The organism is Lutaonella thermophila (genome assembly GCF_055387725.1).
This window is the reverse complement of the sequence record NZ_AP043783.1, coordinates 1,637,027-1,654,147: the sequence shown is the minus strand read 5'-3', so window position 1 is coordinate 1,654,147 and position 17,121 is coordinate 1,637,027. Positions and strand designations below refer to the sequence as shown.

Annotated in this window: 17 protein-coding genes; 3 read left to right on the top strand and 14 right to left on the bottom strand. The window is 34.1% G+C overall.

All coding sequences use genetic code 11. The features are described 5' to 3' along the window. Window positions 1-921, top strand: coding sequence for a tRNA (adenosine(37)-N6)-dimethylallyltransferase MiaA (miaA, locus tag ACZ5CF_RS07795; protein ID WP_464578677.1), 921 nt, complete (start codon window positions 1-3; stop codon window positions 919-921). 27 nt (window positions 922-948) lie between these two features. Here miaA and ACZ5CF_RS07790 read toward each other — a convergent pair whose 3' ends face one another. The 13 genes from ACZ5CF_RS07790 to ACZ5CF_RS07730 all read right to left on the bottom strand — a co-directional run bounded on the left by ACZ5CF_RS07790 (window position 949) and on the right by ACZ5CF_RS07730 (window position 13,313). Then, entirely contained in the window at window positions 949-1,668 is a 720-nt protein-coding gene (locus ACZ5CF_RS07790) for a response regulator transcription factor (RefSeq protein ID WP_464578676.1), read from the bottom strand. A gap of 9 nt (window positions 1,669-1,677) precedes the next feature. After that, window positions 1,678-3,249 carry a sensor histidine kinase gene (locus tag ACZ5CF_RS07785; RefSeq protein WP_464578674.1) on the bottom strand — a complete coding sequence of 524 codons (1,572 nt, stop codon included), beginning with the start codon at window positions 3,247-3,249 and terminating at the stop codon, window positions 1,678-1,680. Between the two features lie 64 nt (window positions 3,250-3,313). Continuing rightward, entirely contained in the window at window positions 3,314-3,913 is a 600-nt protein-coding gene (gene coaE, locus ACZ5CF_RS07780; RefSeq protein WP_464578673.1) for a dephospho-CoA kinase, read from the bottom strand. Beyond that, on the bottom strand, window positions 3,910-4,851 hold the full coding sequence (locus ACZ5CF_RS07775) for a CdaR family protein (protein ID WP_464578672.1): 942 nt from the start codon (window positions 4,849-4,851) through the stop codon (window positions 3,910-3,912). Before ACZ5CF_RS07775 ends, coaE begins: the two co-directional genes overlap by 4 nt. Window positions 4,852-4,866: 15 nt before the next feature. Continuing rightward, entirely contained in the window at window positions 4,867-5,865 is a 999-nt protein-coding gene (locus tag ACZ5CF_RS07770) for a glycosyltransferase family 2 protein (RefSeq protein WP_464578671.1), read from the bottom strand. Between the two features lie 70 nt (window positions 5,866-5,935). Beyond that, window positions 5,936-6,751 carry an enoyl-ACP reductase FabI gene (locus tag ACZ5CF_RS07765; protein WP_464578669.1) on the bottom strand — a complete coding sequence of 272 codons (816 nt, stop codon included), beginning with the start codon at window positions 6,749-6,751 and terminating at the stop codon, window positions 5,936-5,938. Between the two features lie 81 nt (window positions 6,752-6,832). Then, window positions 6,833-8,491 (bottom strand): DNA repair protein RecN, encoded by a 1,659-nt coding sequence (gene recN / locus ACZ5CF_RS07760; RefSeq protein WP_464578668.1) that lies wholly within the window; start codon window positions 8,489-8,491, stop codon window positions 6,833-6,835. A gap of 62 nt (window positions 8,492-8,553) precedes the next feature. Further along, window positions 8,554-9,459, bottom strand: coding sequence for a type IX secretion system protein PorD (porD, locus tag ACZ5CF_RS07755; protein WP_464578667.1), 906 nt, complete (start codon window positions 9,457-9,459; stop codon window positions 8,554-8,556). Further along, window positions 9,437-10,642 (bottom strand): bifunctional phosphopantothenoylcysteine decarboxylase/phosphopantothenate--cysteine ligase CoaBC, encoded by a 1,206-nt coding sequence (gene coaBC, locus ACZ5CF_RS07750; protein WP_464578666.1) that lies wholly within the window; start codon window positions 10,640-10,642, stop codon window positions 9,437-9,439. Before coaBC ends, porD begins: the two co-directional genes overlap by 23 nt. After that, the gene (locus ACZ5CF_RS07745) at window positions 10,642-10,986 is read right to left on the bottom strand and encodes a DNA-directed RNA polymerase subunit omega (RefSeq protein WP_464578665.1); all 345 of its coding nucleotides are present in this window, start codon (window positions 10,984-10,986) and stop codon (window positions 10,642-10,644) included. The genes coaBC and ACZ5CF_RS07745 overlap by 1 nt, the downstream gene beginning before the upstream one ends. A gap of 14 nt (window positions 10,987-11,000) precedes the next feature. Then, window positions 11,001-11,798, bottom strand: coding sequence for an outer membrane protein assembly factor BamD (locus tag ACZ5CF_RS07740; protein ID WP_464578664.1), 798 nt, complete (start codon window positions 11,796-11,798; stop codon window positions 11,001-11,003). Window positions 11,799-11,907: 109 nt separating this feature from the next. Further along, on the bottom strand, window positions 11,908-12,786 hold the full coding sequence (gene dapA, locus ACZ5CF_RS07735; protein ID WP_464578662.1) for a 4-hydroxy-tetrahydrodipicolinate synthase: 879 nt from the start codon (window positions 12,784-12,786) through the stop codon (window positions 11,908-11,910). Then, window positions 12,786-13,313, bottom strand: a complete 528-nt coding sequence (locus ACZ5CF_RS07730) for a DUF6913 domain-containing protein (RefSeq protein ID WP_464578661.1) — start codon at window positions 13,311-13,313, stop codon at window positions 12,786-12,788. Before ACZ5CF_RS07730 ends, dapA begins: the two co-directional genes overlap by 1 nt. A 70-nt stretch (window positions 13,314-13,383) precedes the next feature. On the opposite strand from ACZ5CF_RS07730, the gene ACZ5CF_RS07725 reads away from it, so the two are divergent. Together ACZ5CF_RS07725 and ACZ5CF_RS07720 are read left to right on the top strand one after the other, a co-directional pair. Then, entirely contained in the window at window positions 13,384-14,151 is a 768-nt protein-coding gene (locus ACZ5CF_RS07725; protein ID WP_464578660.1) for a 5'-nucleotidase C-terminal domain-containing protein, read from the top strand. Beyond that, complete coding sequence (locus tag ACZ5CF_RS07720; protein ID WP_464578659.1) at window positions 14,144-15,055, top strand: metallophosphoesterase; 912 nt, start codon at window positions 14,144-14,146, stop codon at window positions 15,053-15,055. The genes ACZ5CF_RS07725 and ACZ5CF_RS07720 overlap by 8 nt, the downstream gene beginning before the upstream one ends. A gap of 64 nt (window positions 15,056-15,119) precedes the next feature. Here ACZ5CF_RS07720 and ligA read toward each other — a convergent pair whose 3' ends face one another. Beyond that, window positions 15,120-17,120, bottom strand: coding sequence for an NAD-dependent DNA ligase LigA (gene ligA, locus ACZ5CF_RS07715; protein ID WP_464578657.1), 2,001 nt, complete (start codon window positions 17,118-17,120; stop codon window positions 15,120-15,122). Between the last annotated feature and the right edge of the window lies 1 nt (window position 17,121).

Here is a 17,121-nt window from a genome sequence, read left to right as displayed (position 1 = left end):
ATGGCTAAACCCATTTTAATTACAGTACAAGGACCTACTGCTATCGGAAAAACAGAGCTAGCCATTAAACTTGCGCAATATTATAATACCGAGATAATTTCTGCAGATTCCAGACAGTTTTATAAAGAAATGAGTATTGGTACAGCTGTTCCTTCCAAAAATGAGCTAAAAGCTGTAAAACATCATTGTATTCAGCATAAAAGTATCCATGAGCAATATACTGTAGGTGATTTTGAAAAGGAAGCAATTACAATTTTACAGCAACTATTTTTAAAAAATAACGTAGCTGTTTTAGTAGGTGGAAGCGGACTATATGTAGATGCTGTTACACAAGGTTTAGACAGTTTTCCTGAGGTTCCTGAACATATTAGGCAAACACTTAATACAGAGTTTAAAACTAACGGCTTACCCTTTTTGCAAACAGAACTAAAAAAAATAGATCCCGAATACTATCAGAAAGTAGATCGTAATAATCCGCAACGGCTAATGCGAGCCATAGAGGTATATAGAGCCTCAGGTGCTCCGTTTTCATCGTTTTTAAATAAACCTAAACCTCCAAGGCCATTTACCGCTATTTCTGTTGCTCTAACTGCAGAGCGAGAACTTATTTACAACAGAATCAATAAAAGGGTAGATAAAATGATTGCTACCGGCTTACTTGATGAAGCTAAAAAGTTGTATGAACATAAAGATGTAAACGCATTACAAACCGTTGGTTACCAAGAGTTGTTTAGTTATTTTAATGAAAACTGTTCTCTAGAAGAAGCTATTGAAGAAATTAAAAAAAACACTCGAAGATTTGCAAAAAGACAGCTTACATGGTTACGTAAAAAAGAAGATGTAATTTGGATAAACTGGAAATATAACCTTAACGAGGTTATACAAAAAATTGAACATGCCAAAACAAAAAAATCCGACTAAAAACAGCCGGATTTTTTTGCTTGCCTCTTATTTTTGTTCTGCCTTACTTTTTACAACAAGCCTAAAACCTTCTCCATGAATGTTTAAAATCTCAACGTCTTCATCTTTTTTAAGGTATTTTCTAAGCTTGGCAATATAAACATCCATACTTCTAGATGTAAAGTAATTATCGTCTCTCCAAATTTTAGTAAGTGCAAGTTCTCTAGGCATTAAATCATTTTCATGAAGCGCTAATAAACGTAATAATTCGTTTTCTTTGGGTGATAATTTTATTGGCTCTTCGTCTTTATAAGTTAAAAAACGAAGTTTTGAGTTTAAAAAGAAATTTCCTATTTGAAACTCAAACTGTTTACTATCTGCAACAGAATTTGTAGCCTTGCGTTGCATTATAGCCTTAATTTTCATGAGTAACACCTCAGAGTCAAAAGGTTTGTTAAGGTAATCGTCTGCTCCTACCTTATACCCTTTTAACACATCTTCTTTCATGGTTTTGGCTGTTAAAAAGATGATTGGTATGTTTTCATCTTTTTCACGTATTTCTTTAGCCAATGTAAATCCATCTTTATAAGGCATCATTACATCTAGAATACACAAATCAAAATTATCCTTCTTAAACTTTTCGTAGCCTTCCATTCCGTTTTTTGCCAAAACCACATCAAAATCGTTCATGGCCAGGTAGTCTTTTAAAACAATCCCAAAATTCGGATCGTCTTCTACCAATAAAATTTTTTTATTTACTGTTTCCATAATCTGTATTTATATTAAAGGTAACTTTATAAAAAAGGTACTCCCTTTATCTTTTTCGCTTTCTACATATACTTCGCCATGGTGGTCTTCTACAATCATTTTTACATATGCCAATCCTAAACCATGACCTTTTACATTATGTATATTTCCGGTGTGTTCTCTATAAAATTTCTCGAAAACGCGCTTAGCTACAGCTTTACTCATTCCTGCCCCTTGGTCTTGTACTTTTACTATAATTGATTCTTTCACATTTTCTGTGAACACATCAATTTTAGGAGCATCAGGAGAGTATTTAATTGCGTTATCTAATATATTAACCATTACGTTAGTAAAATGAAAATTGTTTGCAAGCACCTCATCTCTATCGGCTTCAAAATGGGTTTTTATATATCCTCCTCTATTCTCTACCAGTAAAGAGACATGTGTTATTGCATCGTTTATTAGGTCGTGAATTTCTACCCTATCTTTACTAATATCTAATTGGTTTTTTTCTAGTTTAGAAATTCTGAGCACATTTTCTACTTGAGCATGCATACGTTTATTTTCATCGCGTATCATTTGCAAGTAGCGCTTTACTTTATCTTTGTCTTCAAAGAGCTTTGGATTTTTTAATGAGTCTAACGCTAAATTAATGGTAGCTATGGGCGTTTTAAACTCATGTGTCATGTTATTAATAAAATCTGACTTAATCTCTGATATTTGCTTTTGCTTTATAAGTTGATAAAGCGCACTTGAGTATGCCACTATAATAATTAACGTAAAAATAGCCGACAAGAGAGCCATCCCTAAAATAGACGATATTAAAAACCGTTTTTTGTTTGGGAAAGTAACCAACAACTCGTAATCACTTTTACCCTCTATATCTGTAAGTATGGGCGCGTGATAGCGCGTACCTTTGGTAAACCCAAAGTTTCTGGTTCTAACTTTGGTTGGCAGCCCTTTGCTGTAAATACCATACTCAAAATCGGCATCTATCCCTCTGTCTTGCAGCTCTCGTTGCAACAATAAGTCTAACTCTGATGTAGAAACACGTTTGTGTACCGGTATTCTCTTAGCCATTTGTGTAAATGCATCTTCAAAAGCTAACTGCTCTATATCACTTATAGCATTAATGGCTTCTATTTTTTTTACCGGCGTAAACTTATTGTTTTCTAAATCGCGTTTTAAAATTTCTGTAGTACGCTTACTGGTTAATTTAGTAACGCTTGCTGTATCTGTATCTAAGTTTGCATTTTCAAAGAACGTAGATGAGATTTCAAAGTTTTCTTCTAAAATACCATGTCGGTAAATAAAAATCTCATCCTTATTATCATTATAATCTTTAAAAAAGATTTCGTTGTATTGTCTGTTTTTAGCAGGCCCTAAACTATCTTGGTACAGAATAAGCCTGTCAAAATAATCGTTTATCTCTCTCTTTTTTACTTTTTCTGCAACAGCCTGTAAAGCCTGGTTAACATTGTAAGTAAATTGCTCTTCTTTGTCATCAATAGATGTTTTAATCCAATATCCTTGTACGAAAATAATTCCTACAAGAGACAAACTCATTAAAACAACCAGTACAACAAATAATCGTTGGTTCATTTCCTCAAAATTAAAGGATTAATATGGAGTCTGTTAAGCATTTAACCTAACCTTAACAAAAATGTTAAAATTTAGAGCGGTTAGCAGATTTAATAAGAATTTTTTTATGAATTGTTTCAACCTGTTCTTTAGTTTTTTTTAAAGAAATGTTATTGATTATAAAATCTGCTAATGGAATTTTTTTATCGTCAGGCCATTGATTATTAATTCTATTTAACACCTCTTCTTCTGTTGTTTTGTCACGTTGCAATACCCTACTAATTCTTACATCTACCGGTGCTGTTACCAAAATTATAATATCACAATTTTTATATCCACCACTCTCAAATAAAATAGCTGCTTCTTTTATAACATAGGGCGCTTTCTGCTCTTTATACCACTGCAAAAAGTGTACCCTAACAGCCGGATGAATAATATTATTTAATTGTTGAAGCAATTTTGGATTTTTAAAAACCTTGGATGCTATGAACTCTCTGTTGGGAACACTATTGTGGTATGCAGCATTGCCTAATAACCCTATAATATCTTTACGTATTGCTTCTGAATGCTGCATGAGTTTTTTTGCCTCATCGTCGGCAACGTAAATAGGAACACCTAAATCTTTAAACATAGTAGCCACTGTAGATTTTCCGCTACCTATGCCCCCTGTTAATCCTACTATCATAATCGTTTTACAATATATTGTACTTGTTCTTGTAACAGCTTAATATCGCTTACGGTTTTAGGCTTTTTTAACAATCGTAAAGGTATATAGTTGCTGGTTTTTGCAATAGAGTCTGAATAATCTGCAACCAATGTAAAATCTGCAGGAGATAGTTCTTTTAACTCTTTTAAAGGAGCTTTGCAAAGCACTTTAACCTCTGAAGGATAGGTTTTTACTAAAATACTATCCGGAGCATTTACAACTTGTACAGGCACGGTAATGGTTTTCTCTGAAAACAACTTAATTGAAGCTTTAACAGTAACTTGCTTTGGCGAAACGCTTATATGTTCTATGTTTGGCACTATAATGGGTAGCAAAATATTAATATCTTCTCTAACATTTTCTACTTTGTAAAGCTGTGTGTACAAAGCATCTATTGTATCTAACACAGAGTTAGGTCCGTTTATAGTTACTGTTTTAGGAGTAACCTCTATATCGTTAAATATTTTATGATTTTCTGCTAGAGAGAGTTCTAAATTAGTTTTTACCGGTACTTGCTTTTCTTGTTTGGTTTCTAAATTAAAGTAAAGCGTATCCGGATATATGTTCTCTACAGTATTTTTAGATAATTGTTTTTCTAAAATAGAAAGTAATGTAACCTTATCTAAATAATAGGTGTTGTTTTCTTCTTTTACATTGGTTAAGCTAATTGTTACTTTATGCCCAAAAATATAGTGATAAAGCAATCTAAATCCGGTTGCTTTAATTCTAACATTTATAGTTTCTGCAGGTAGTTCGTGTAAAATTTTATCGGCAGGAACATCTTTATAAACCACTTTAAAATCAACTGTGCTGGTATACGTCTCAGACAGTTTTACCAAAAACCATAAAACAGCTGCACACGCTAAGAAAAATAAAAACATGTTTATTTTATGTTTTTTGTAAACCAACTGTTTCATAGTACTTAAAAGATATTAAAAAAACATATTCGGTAAAGCTTGTTTAGGATTTTTATTTAACAAACCAACTAACACTGTTGCTTTTAAAAATCCCCATCCGTATCCAAAAAACATAATAAACATTGCAAATATGCTTAATACTGCTATTGTTAAGCTTTTTGTAGTAAACAAAGCATGCATGAATAATACTAAAATGTAGCTGCCGTACACCATAAAAGGAATGTAAAAAGAAAATAATGCTGCTATTAAAGACACTGTAAAGCCTAAGATAAACACAGAAGGTAGCCAATAAGTTAGTTTTGCAGTTTCCGGATGCCAAGAGTTTAAAATTGGTCTTGCTAAACCAAATTTATTTACTTGTTTGTAGAATTTAGACCAGTTAATTCTGCGTTTATGATGCACGTATGCGTTCGGTATAAGCTTGGTTTTAAAACCGGCTTTCCAGATTCTAATAGTTAAATCCGGGTCTTCGCCGGGATGTATTGTACCAAAACCTCCTGTTGCTTGGAAAGCTTTTTTAGAGATTCCCATGTTAAAACTTCTTGGCTGAAATTTATTTAAAGCATGCTTCCCTCCTCTTATACCTCCGGTGGTTAAAAAAGAGGTCATCACATAATTTATTGCTTTTTGAACTTTAGTAAACGAAGGGTGGTCGGTATCCGGACCTCCAAAACAATCAACATATTCTTTTGTTAACGAATTGTTTACAGCCGTTAAATAATGTTTTGGCAGAATACAATCAGAATCTAAAATTATAAAGTAGTTGCCTTTTGCATGTTTCATCCCGTAGTTTCTGGAATCTCCGGGACCGGTATTTTCTTTAGATAAATACGTAATGTTTAACTTGTTTTTATACTTACTAACAACAGTGTCTGAAGGCAATGTAGAGCCATCTTCTACAATAACCACCTCAAAATCTGATGTGTAGTCTTGTAGTGTTAAACTTTGTAAAAGCTCATCAATTTCATCCGGTCTATTAAAAACTGGGATTACAAAAGAATACGATAACTGCATAGCTTAAATAATGTTCTCAAAAATAAAAAAAGCCACCAAGACGGTGGCTTAAATAAGTTATATATTTTACTTACTCTTTCATGAATTTTTCCATCACTTCATTACTAACTCCGGTGTTAGAGAAGCCTCCATCATGAAATAAGTTTTGCATGGTTACTTTGCGTGTTAGGTCTGAAAACAACGATACAGTGTAATCAGCACAATCTTGTGCTGTTGCATTACCTAACGGAGACATCATTTCTGCATAGGCAATAAAGCCATCAAAACCTTTAACACCTTGTCCGGCTGTAGTTGGAGTTGGCGACTGAGAAATTGTGTTAACTCTTACCTTTTTCTCTTTGCCAAAGAAGTAACCAAAACTTCTGGCAACAGACTCTAAATAGGCCTTGTTATCTGCCATATCATTATAGTCAGGGAATGTTCTTTGTGCAGCCATGTAGGTAAGCGCTACAATGCTACCCCACTCATTCATAGCGTCTAACTTGTGTAGTGTTTGACATACCTTATGAAATGACAATGCCGAAACATCCCATCCTTTTGCAGTAAAATCATAGTTCTGATCGGTGTAAGCACGTCCTTTTCTAACGTTTACAGACATACCGATTGAGTGAAGTACAAAGTCTAGTTTTCCTCCAAGTACTTCTACTGCTTTATTTACAAGATTCTCTAAATCTTCCAGGTTTGTGGCATCAGCAGGAATAATTTCTGCATTAGTTTTTTCGGCTAACTCTTTAATTTTACCCATTCTCATTGCAATAGGCGCATTGGTTAGCACAAAGGTTCCGCCTTCTTCAAAAACGCGCTCGGCAGTTTTCCAAGCAATAGAATTTTCGTCTAAGGCGCCAAAAATAATTCCTCTTTTCCCTTTTAATAGATTGTATGCCATTCTTAAAAGTTTATGTTAGTATTGTGTAATTTTTGTCAAAAATATCAATTTATTTAACAAGAAAGCACCCGTAACGTTTTTTTACGAAGCTGTTAACAATCCTTTTGCATGTGCTAATGCTGCATCACTTGCATTTTTACCATCTAACATTTGTGCAATCTCTACTATACGCTCATTATGAGAAAGCGGTTTCATTTGGGTTTCTGTAACGGCATTATCATCTTGTTTGAATACTTTAAAATGATGATGTCCTTTAGCTGCAATTTGTGGTAAATGTGTAATTGCAAATACCTGCATATATTCTCCCATTTGCTGCATAATTTCTCCCATTTTATTTGCAATCTCTCCAGATACACCTGTATCTATCTCATCAAACATAATGGTAGGTAATTGTATGTGCTTAGCTAAAAGCGCTTTAATACAAAGCATTATACGTGATAATTCTCCACCTGAGGCTACCTTTTTTAAAGGCCCATGAGGCAACCCTTTATTTGCTGAAAATAAAAATGTTAACTCATTTTTGCCGTAAGTATTATACTGTGCAGCTTCGGTAAGGTTTAGTTTAAACGAAGCATTGGGCATTCCTAACGGAGCTAACGATTTTTTTAAATACTCTTCTAACTCAGGTATGGCTTTCTTTCTGTTTTTTGTTAATTGATTAGTTAAGGACTTTAATTGATTTTCTAAGTTAGTTAGCACTTTATTTTTTTCTTGAATTGTCTCGTCTAAATTTTCGGTTACAGCAACTTTTTGTGCTAAGTCTTCTTGTATTTTAATTAATTCTGATACGGTAAGTGCGTTATGCTTTTTTTGAAGACTATACAACAGCTGTAATTTGTTATTAACTTCTTCTAATTGATGCGGATCGGCTTCTGTGGCTTCTTCGGCATCTTTAATTTCAGAAAAAATATCTTCAAGCTCTATAGTAACAGACTGCACTCTTTCGTGCAATGCAGTAAACTCTGTATTTAACAATGCTAACTTCTGTAATGTGAGCTGCAATGCTCTAATAGTATGTAAAATACCAACAGGTTCTGCATCTAAAATTTGGTAAGCTTCTGCTAACTTCTCTTTAATTTCTTCTACATTGTTTAACTTCTCGAATGTAGCTTCTAGCGCTTCTAACATGCCTTCTTGCAAGTTAGCCTGTTGTAATTCTTGTAATAAAAATGAGTTGTAGTCGAGTTCTTTTGCGGCTTCTTTTTGATAGTTTAAAAGCTCTTCTAACTCTTTCTTGGTACTATTATATTGGCTAAGTACTTGCCTGTAGTTCTCTAAAGTTTGCTTATTATTGGCAACAGCATCTAATACTTCAAATTGGAAAGCTGTTTCTGTTAATTTTAAGGTTTGGTGCTGCGAATGAATATCTATGAGTTTACCACCTAACCTGGAAACCACATCTAACGTAACAGGTGTATCGTTTACAAATGCTCTCGATTTACCGCTGGGGGCAATCTCCCTTCTAATAATAGTTATGGCTTCGTAATCTAAATCTTCTTCTTTAAAAAAAGACTTAAGGTTGTATTTTTCTATATTAAATTCTGCCTCTATAACACATTTGCTATCTTGATTTTTAAGTACGCTTAAATCGGCTCGTTTTCCTAAAACAAGCGACAAACCACCTAACAAAATAGACTTCCCGGCACCGGTTTCTCCGGTAATAATAGTAAGGCCATTATTAAAATCTACTTGAAGATTGTTTATGAGCGCGTAATTTTTTATTGATAACGATGTTAGCACGGTTGTATGGTTTAAACAATCGCATCAAATATAGGTAGTATTTATGTGCTAAAAAACCGGTGTTAATATTTTATTTCTTTCCAAGTACCGGCATAAAAAGGTGCTACTCTGTTAAGTAGGTCTATTAAATTTACAATGCTCATTTTTGGTCCACCAGAAAAAACCTCTTTAATTTCTTCTGCTTTAGCATCAAAAAAAGTTTGAATTAAAAAAGCATTGGGCCTACGTTTAATTAAAGCATCAAAAAGTCGCATACAACCTGCAATGGTTTGCTTGGCAGCCATATTGTTATCTACCATTAAATCTAGTCCTTTACGGTGGTAGTTATATAACGCAATTCTGTATTCTCTAAACGTATTAGAAAGCAAATTATCTATTAGCTCCCAACGGGTTCTGTTACCGTCTGTTTGTTGCCAACCGGCATAGCCACTACCTTGAGCAAGATTAACAATCTCTTGTGCTTTCTTAAAATAAGGTGTGCCTCCTTCTAGCTCAAAAGTATCTGCATCTAACCCTAAAATAACATATACATAATAGGTAACAACAGCTACTAAGTTAGACTCAAAAACGTTTGGATTAAAATATAGTGGTTGAAACTCTATATAGGTAAAATCAAATTGCCGATCGTTGTAGTTAAAAACAGGAGTTTGATAGTCTGAATTATAAACCGGCCTGTTAGATTGTATTTGGATTGTAGCCGAAAACTTGTTAGACTCATAACTGTTAACCGTAATTAACATGCTACAGTTAATGCGTTCGTGTGGAGCAAAAACCTTGTTTGTCCACTTAGTTTTGTTTACATAATCATTAAGTGAACGCTCTAATGTTTTAAATACTTGCTGATTGGTTTGGTCTACCAAGTCTGAGTTTACACTAACCAAGCAGTTTAGCTCTTGTGCAAAGCCATTACCTACTGTTAGTAAAAACAGTGAAAAAACCGCTTTTTTAAATGTACGAGAGAATCTCATTAAAAATATCTTTAGCAACTGCTGCTTTTGTTTTTAATTGAAACGGTTTTACTTTAAAATTCTTATCTATAAAGGTAATTTTATTTGTAGAAGTCTTAAAACCTGCTCCTTCATCAGATAACGAGTTAAGTACAATGGCATCTAAATTTTTCTTGGTGATCTTTGCTTTAGCATTTTCCAGCTCGTTTTCTGTCTCTAAAGCAAAACCAACTAAAAACTGTTGTTTTTTGTGTTTTCCTAAATCGGCAAGAACATCAACCGTTTTTTCTAGCGCAATTGTTAATTCATTGCTGGTTTTCTTAAGTTTTTGTTCTGCAACATTTTTTGGCTTATAATCTGCTACAGCTGCTGCACAAATAGCAATATCTGTAGTGCTAAAATGCTCTAGTGCTTGTTTATGCATTTGGGCTGCAGTCTGCACATTTATTCTTGTAATGTTTCCGTTTGGAGTTGATAAATGTGTAGGGCCGGTAATAAGTACAACCTCGGCTCCTAACTGTAAAGCCTCTTTTGCAAGTTCAAAACCCATTAAGCCTGATGCGTGATTACCAATAAACCTAACTGGGTCTATGGGCTCATAAGTAGGGCCTGCTGTTATAAGTACTTTTTTATTTTTAAGTGGAAGTTTTTTTAAAATATCGGCTTCTATAAAAGCAACAATATCTTCTGGTTCTGCCATTCTGCCTTCACCAACTAAACCACTTGCTAGCTCACCGGAAGCAGCCGGAATCATAATGTTTCCGAACGTTTTTAAAATATCAAAACTTCTTAAGGTGCTTTGGTGTTTGTACATATCTAAATCCATTGCCGGAGCAAAATAAACCGGGCATTTAGCCGAAAGATATGTAGCCAATAATAAGTTATCGCAAACACCATTAGCCATTTTAGAAAGGGTGTTGGCTGTAGCGGGAGCAATAACCATATAATCTGCCCACAAACCAAGCTCAACATGGTTGTTCCACAGGGCGTTTTCATCTTCTTCGTGTGTAAAAGAAGATAACACCGGATTTTTAGAAAGTGTAGAAAGTGTTAAAGGCGTTACAAAATCTTTGGCGCTCTCGGTCATAATAACTTTAACCTGAGCGCCAGCTTTTATAAACAATCGCACTAAGTAAGTGCTTTTGTATGCGGCTATACCTCCGGTAACGCCTAAGAGAATATTTTTGCCGCTAAGAATAGACATTATAGTTTGTCTTGTTCTTCTTTATCTTTTTCTGTATTACGCCAGTAAATTTTTCCTTCTAACCACTCTTGTACAGCAATAGCATGTGGTTTAGGTAATTTCTCGTAGAACTTAGAAACTTCTATTTGCTCTTTGTTTTCGAAAATTTCTTCTAAGCTATCGTTATACGTAGCAAACTCTTCGAGCTTTTCTATAAGTTCTTTTTTAAGTTCTGCATTAATTTGCACCGCTCTTTTAGCAGTAATTGCTATAGCCTCATAAATGTTGTTTGTAGGCGCATCAAACTCATTTCTGTTAATAGTTACTGTTGTAACCGGCGCATTAGTTTTTTTTAAATCACTCATTGTAAAATAGTTAACTATTTAGAAAATTTCTTTAATTCTTCTTGTACAGTGATAGCCATTTGGTCTACCTCTTTCATGTATTTAGAGTTTGGAAAGTAACGTTTAAATGCTTTGTAATAATCTTCTGCACTACGTAAACGCTCTTCCATTTTGCTTAGTACACTGTTTACACCAAGCTCATAAGCTGCCGAGAACCTGTAATACATAGCTTCTTCTCTGAATACAGATCCCGGATGATCTGATATAAAGTTGTTTAAAGAAGCTATAGCAGCTTTATAGTCTGACAAGTTAAAATAAAGCTTGCCAATTTCAAATTCTTTTTTCTCTAACTTAGTAGTAAGCTCCTTTACCATTGTATTGGCTTCTGCTACATACTCTGAGTTAGGATACGTGTTTATAAAAATCTGCAATTTCTCTATGGCCTTATGCGTATCTGTTTGATCTATAGAATATTTTGGCGAAACATGATAGTAACACTTGGCACCTAAAAATGCAGCCTCTTGCGCTTTATCACTTTTTGGGTATGATTTTGCAAATCGTTCAAATTGGTAGGCAGCCAAATAGTAATCTTTTAAATTATAATAGGTGTCTGCATAGAAAAATATTACACGCTCTCCTTGAGGCTTACCAACAAATTCGGGAACAATTTGATCAAAAAGCCTAATAGCTCTTCTGTAATCACCTTCTTTGTAAAGCTTTTCGGCTAAGGCATATTTTGCACTGGTTTCTTCGCTTTTAAGCGCTTTTTGATACTCGCTACACGAAGTGGTTAAAACCAACGTTACAAGTGCTATGCTTAAATAGTTTCTCATTTTTATAAACATCGGGCAAAATTAGCTAATTTATAAGTATTACAAAAACATTTTTTATGCGGTGTAATATACCACATAACATGCTATACCAAACTTGTTTTAGTTAAATTTAACGTATAGTATCTAAAAAATGTTTGATTTTATTTTTTAATTCGTTGGTTGCAGGGACCAATGGTAGTCTTACAGTATCATTACACAGCCCTAGTTGTTGAAACATTGCTTTTATACCTGCCGGATTACCTTCTTCAAAAATTAAATCTATGCTTTCCTGAACTTTATAATGTATCTTATAGGCTTCTTTTGCGTTCCCCTCAAGCCCTAAACGAACCATTTTAGAAAACTCTTTAGGTAATCCCTCTCCTATTACAGATATTACTCCTGCTCCTCCTGCTAATACCATTGGAAGCGTAATCATATCGTCTCCCGAAATAACTAAAAAATCGTCCGGCTTGTTTTTTATAATTTTCATTGCCTGTACAATATCTCCTGAGGCTTCTTTAATTGCAACTATATTTTTGCAATCTTTTGCTAATCGCAAAACTGTTTCAGGCAACATATTAGACGCTGTTCTTCCCGGAACGTTATATAGTATAATTGGTTTTGAAGTTGCCTCTGCAACTGCTTTAAAATGCTGGTAAATTCCTTCTTGTGTGGGTTTATTGTAATAAGGTGAAACCGATAATACAGCATCATAATTGCTTAAATCTGTTTGTTTTATTTGCTGTACAATTTCTTGTGTATTGTTTCCGCCAATTCCTAAAACCATTGGTACTCTACCTGCATTTGCCTTAGTAACGGTTTCTTTTACCAGTTCTTTTTCATCTTTAGACAATGTTGCTGTTTCTGCAGTAGTACCTAAAACAACTAGATAATCTACTCCCCCGTCTATTACATAATTAACTATGCGCTCAAGGGCTTGAACATCTACAGAATAGTCTTGCTTAAAGGGTGTAACCAATGCTACACCGGTTCCTATTAATTGTTTCATTATAGTGCTTTTAGTATGGTTGTATATTTTTTTAATTCGGTTACAAATGCCTCAAAATTAGTAGGTGCTACATTTATTATTAAATTGTTCAGTTCTTGATTAATTACCGGAAACCCAACTTTTAATTGCGCTTTTGTTTTAGCAGTAAGCAATAGTAATGGCAATTTTTGAGAGGTATAATAATTAATTAAAACATCAAATTCTTGATTTAAAAACTCGGTTACGTAACCACTTTTTATAGTTCCGTTCCACCCTAAATCTGCTTCAGAAAACATTGGTACTGCAAAAGGTGATACGCTATCTAATTTATCTTGGTATCCTATTATTTTTATTTGATTATCTCTTAAATTAAATGCCTTTGCCAATTGGTACATATTAGTAACATCTGGCATTACCTCAACATCTACAATACAACCAATAGTTAAACTCTCTTTAGAATCTGCTTTTTTAACTTCTGGTGTATGTTGTTTAAGTAATTTGTTAAGAACTTTACGTGCTGAGCGCTCTTTAATTCGCTTTAAAATCATTTATTTTACATTTTATGCAAAGTTAGCGTATTGATTGAAAATTTAATTTGTTATTTAACAAACTTTACAAATGAAAATAAAACTTTTTGTTACAATTATAACACTGTTTTTCTTCTCGGTTTCTTGTAAAGAAGCTAATTTATCTACCCATAAAATAGAAGGTAAGCAAATTAACATAGATAGCACATTTGCTGCTAAAGAAGAAATAGAGTCTTTTGTTAAACCATACAGAGAACACATAAACAAACAATTAGACAGTATAATAGCTTACGCTCCTTACGATTTAACAAAAAACGATGGTATATTAAACTCATCTATTGGTAACCTAATGGCCGACATAGTTTTAACTTATGGCAACAAAGTTTTTACAAAGCGTACCGGTAAAAATATAGACATGGCGTTATTAAACCATGGTGGCATTAGAGCAATTATTTCTAAAGGAAACATTACTGCCAGAACAGCCTATCAAGTAATGCCTTTTGAGAATAGAATTGTTGTTGCCAAACTATCGTATAATCAAATTAGAGAGCTTATTGCCTATTTAGTAAAATCGCAAAGAGCTCACCCTATTGCAGGAATGCAGCTGGTTTTAAACAACGACAATACTGTTAAAAAAGTTACCATTAACAATAAACCATTGCAAGAAGGCAACAGTTATTATGTAGCAACGTCAGATTATTTATTTAATGGCGGTAGCAACATGCATTTTTTTAAACCTGCAGAAGAAGTTTACGAGTTAGATTATTTAGTTAGAAATGCCATGATAGACTACTTTAAAGAAGTAGATACATTAAAGGCTAAAGTTGATAACCGATTTATTAAACTAACCCATGAATAGAAGAAATTTTATAAAACATACAGCTGCAACCGGCACTTTTGTTTCTTTAGCCGGATTAACAGGCTTACAGTCTTGCGCATTATCAAGCAAAAAGCACATTACAATTTTACACACAAACGATGTGCACAGCCATATAGACCCATTTCCAAAAGATCACTCCAGAAACCCCAATCAAGGTGGTGCTGCAAGGCGAGCTGCCTTAATAGAAAGCATTAGAAAAGAAAACCCCAATACGCTTTTATTTGATGCCGGCGATATTTTTCAAGGAACACCTTATTTTAATTATTACGGTGGTGAGCTGGAATTTAAATTAATGAGCATGATGCAATACGATGCTGCCACCATTGGAAATCATGATTTTGATAACGGAATTGATGGGCTTTATGCGCAACTCCCAAATGCAAAATTTGATTTACTTTCAGCAAATTACGATTTTACCAACACCGTTATGGATGGCCATGTAAAACCATATAAAATTTTTACTATAGATGGTGTTAAAATTGGTGTATTTGGTATTGGTATAGAGTTAGATGGGTTAGTTCCTAAAAGATTATATAAAGAAACCAAATGGATTCATCCTGTTGAAGTTGCTCAGGATATGAGCAGAATTTTAAAAGAAGATGAGCGCTGCCATTTAATTATTTGCCTGTCGCATTTAGGGTACCACTACAGAGATGAGCAAATTCCGTCTGATTTAATGTTAGCTTCTAACACCGAAAATATTGATTTAATTATTGGCGGTCACACACATACTTTCCTAAAAAAGCCAACGGTGTTTAAAAACCGTAAAGAACAAAACATGCTTGTTAACCAAGTAGGTGCTTACGGAATTAATCTGGGTAGAATAGATTTCTACTTAGACGATACAGAAGTTAATGCAACCGGAAAAAGTATTATAGTATAATCATTCATTAAAAAACGCCCGAAATAGCTTTAACCACTTCGGGCTTTTTTATATAAGCTATTTATTAATCTAACATAGCTAAAAAATCGTCTTCTGTAATAATCGGAACACCAAGCTTTTGAGCTTTCTCTTTTTTGCTCGGCCCCATGTTGTCTCCGGCTACCACATAGTTTGTTTTAGATGAAATAGAAGATGCCACTTTACCGCCATTATCTTCTATTAGTTTCTTGAGTTCGTTTCTCGATACTTTCTCAAAAACTCCGGAAACCACAAAAGTTAATCCTTTAAGCGTATCAGTTTTATTTTCAAGCTCTTCTTTAGAGAGTTGCATTTGCAGCCCATAGTCTTTTAAACGATCTATAACTTCTATATTGGTTGGATTAGCAAAAAACTCTACAACACTCTCAGCTATTTTCTCCCCAATCTCATCAACCATAATTAAATCCTCAAAAGAAGCTTGTTTTAATGCATCAATAGATTGGTATTCTCTAGCTAATTTTTTAGCTACGGTTTCCCCTACATATCTAATTCCTAAAGCAAATAGAACGCGCTCAAAAGGGACTTTTTTAGATGCTTCAATTCCGTTAATTAAATTATCTGCCGATTTTTCTGCCATTCGTTCTAACGGAATTATTTGTTCTTTTTTAAGCTCATATAAATCGGCATAGTTTTGTATTAATCCTTCTTTAAATAAAAGCTCTACTGTCTCTGCTCCCAAACCATCTATATCCATTGCTTTTCTAGAAATAAAATGTTGTATTCTACCCGTAATTTGTGGCGGACATCCGTAAGTATTTGGACAATAATGTTGAGCCTCTCCTTCTTTTCTAATTAAAACCGAACCACACTCCGGACACTCATTTATATATACTGTTGGCTGTGAATTGGCCTGCCTTTTACTAAAATCTACTCCAACAATTTTTGGGATTATATCTCCACCTTTTTCTACAAAAACAACATCATTAATTCTAATATCTAATTTCTCTATCTGATCTGCATTGTGCAAAGATGCTCTTTTAACGGTTGTTCCTGCTAAAAGTACCGGCTCTAAATTAGCCACGGGAGTTATAGCACCTGTTCTGCCAACTTGGTACGATATACTGTTTAGCTTGGTTGCAACCTGTTCTGCTTTAAATTTATAAGCTAATGCCCATCTAGGTGCTTTTGCCGTATAACCTAGCTCTTCTTGTTGCGCAATGTTATTTACTTTTACAACCACCCCGTCTATTTCGTAAGGTAAATTATGGCGCTCTTTTTCCCAATACTCAACAAAAGCCATTACCTCATCGGTAGTTTTACAGAGTTTAGCTTCTTTTGGCACTTTAAAGCCCCATTCTCTTGCTTTAATTAAACCTTCAAATTGTGTTTTAATAGGTAAGTTATCACCCACAAGACTGTATAAAAAACATTCTAACGGGCGTTTAGCCACCTCTGCACTATCTTGTAATTTTAAACTTCCGGATGCTGTGTTTCTTGGATTCATGTATGGCTCTTCTCCGGCAGCAATACGCTCTTGATTCATTTTAGTAAAACCATCTATAGGTAATACAATCTCTCCTCTAATATGAAATACTTCCGGGTAATCTCCTTTTAATTGTAGCGGAACAGATTTTATGGTTTTTACATTTGTAGTAACATCATCACCCTGAAAACCGTCTCCTCTTGTTACTGCTTTTACTAGTTTACCATTCTCGTAAGTTAAACTTATTGATGCCCCATCGTATTTTAACTCGCAAACAAATTCTACATTGGTAGTGCCTAGTATTTTAAGAATTCGTTTTTCCCAATCTTGTAAATCTTCTTTAGAATATGAATTATCTAAAGAATACATTCTGTACTGGTGGGTAACAGTCTCGAAGTTTTTAGTTACCGCTCCACCAACTCTTACCGTTGGAGAACTCGGATCAAAATACTCGGGATACCGAGCTTCTAATTCTTGAAGTTCTTTAAGTTTTACATCAAACTCGTAATCAGAAATTATGGGTTGGTCTAATACATAATATCTATAGTTATGCTCTTCAAGCTCTTTGCGGAGCTTGGTAATTTTCTCTAAGACATTATTCATA

Coding starts and splice junctions, on each gene's coding strand:
- coaE (WP_464578673.1), bottom strand. CDS start 3,913: ATGATAGTAGGATTAACAGGGGGCATAGGTAGCGGAAAATCTACAGTG.
- ACZ5CF_RS07790 (WP_464578676.1), bottom strand. CDS start 1,668: ATGGAAACAGTAAATAAAAAAATTTTATTGGTAGAAGACGATCCGAAT.
- ACZ5CF_RS07745 (WP_464578665.1), bottom strand. CDS start 10,986: ATGAGTGATTTAAAAAAAACTAATGCGCCGGTTACAACAGTAACTATT.
- miaA (WP_464578677.1), top strand. CDS start 1: ATGGCTAAACCCATTTTAATTACAGTACAAGGACCTACTGCTATCGGA.
- ACZ5CF_RS07775 (WP_464578672.1), bottom strand. CDS start 4,851: ATGAAACAGTTGGTTTACAAAAAACATAAAATAAACATGTTTTTATTT.
- coaBC (WP_464578666.1), bottom strand. CDS start 10,642: ATGTCTATTCTTAGCGGCAAAAATATTCTCTTAGGCGTTACCGGAGGT.
- ACZ5CF_RS07730 (WP_464578661.1), bottom strand. CDS start 13,313: ATGATTTTAAAGCGAATTAAAGAGCGCTCAGCACGTAAAGTTCTTAAC.
- ACZ5CF_RS07785 (WP_464578674.1), bottom strand. CDS start 3,249: ATGAACCAACGATTATTTGTTGTACTGGTTGTTTTAATGAGTTTGTCT.
- ACZ5CF_RS07770 (WP_464578671.1), bottom strand. CDS start 5,865: ATGCAGTTATCGTATTCTTTTGTAATCCCAGTTTTTAATAGACCGGAT.
- ACZ5CF_RS07740 (WP_464578664.1), bottom strand. CDS start 11,798: ATGAGAAACTATTTAAGCATAGCACTTGTAACGTTGGTTTTAACCACT.
- ACZ5CF_RS07765 (WP_464578669.1), bottom strand. CDS start 6,751: ATGGCATACAATCTATTAAAAGGGAAAAGAGGAATTATTTTTGGCGCC.
- ligA (WP_464578657.1), bottom strand. CDS start 17,120: ATGAATAATGTCTTAGAGAAAATTACCAAGCTCCGCAAAGAGCTTGAA.
- ACZ5CF_RS07725 (WP_464578660.1), top strand. CDS start 13,384: ATGAAAATAAAACTTTTTGTTACAATTATAACACTGTTTTTCTTCTCG.
- dapA (WP_464578662.1), bottom strand. CDS start 12,786: ATGAAACAATTAATAGGAACCGGTGTAGCATTGGTTACACCCTTTAAG.
- porD (WP_464578667.1), bottom strand. CDS start 9,459: ATGAGATTCTCTCGTACATTTAAAAAAGCGGTTTTTTCACTGTTTTTA.
- ACZ5CF_RS07720 (WP_464578659.1), top strand. CDS start 14,144: ATGAATAGAAGAAATTTTATAAAACATACAGCTGCAACCGGCACTTTT.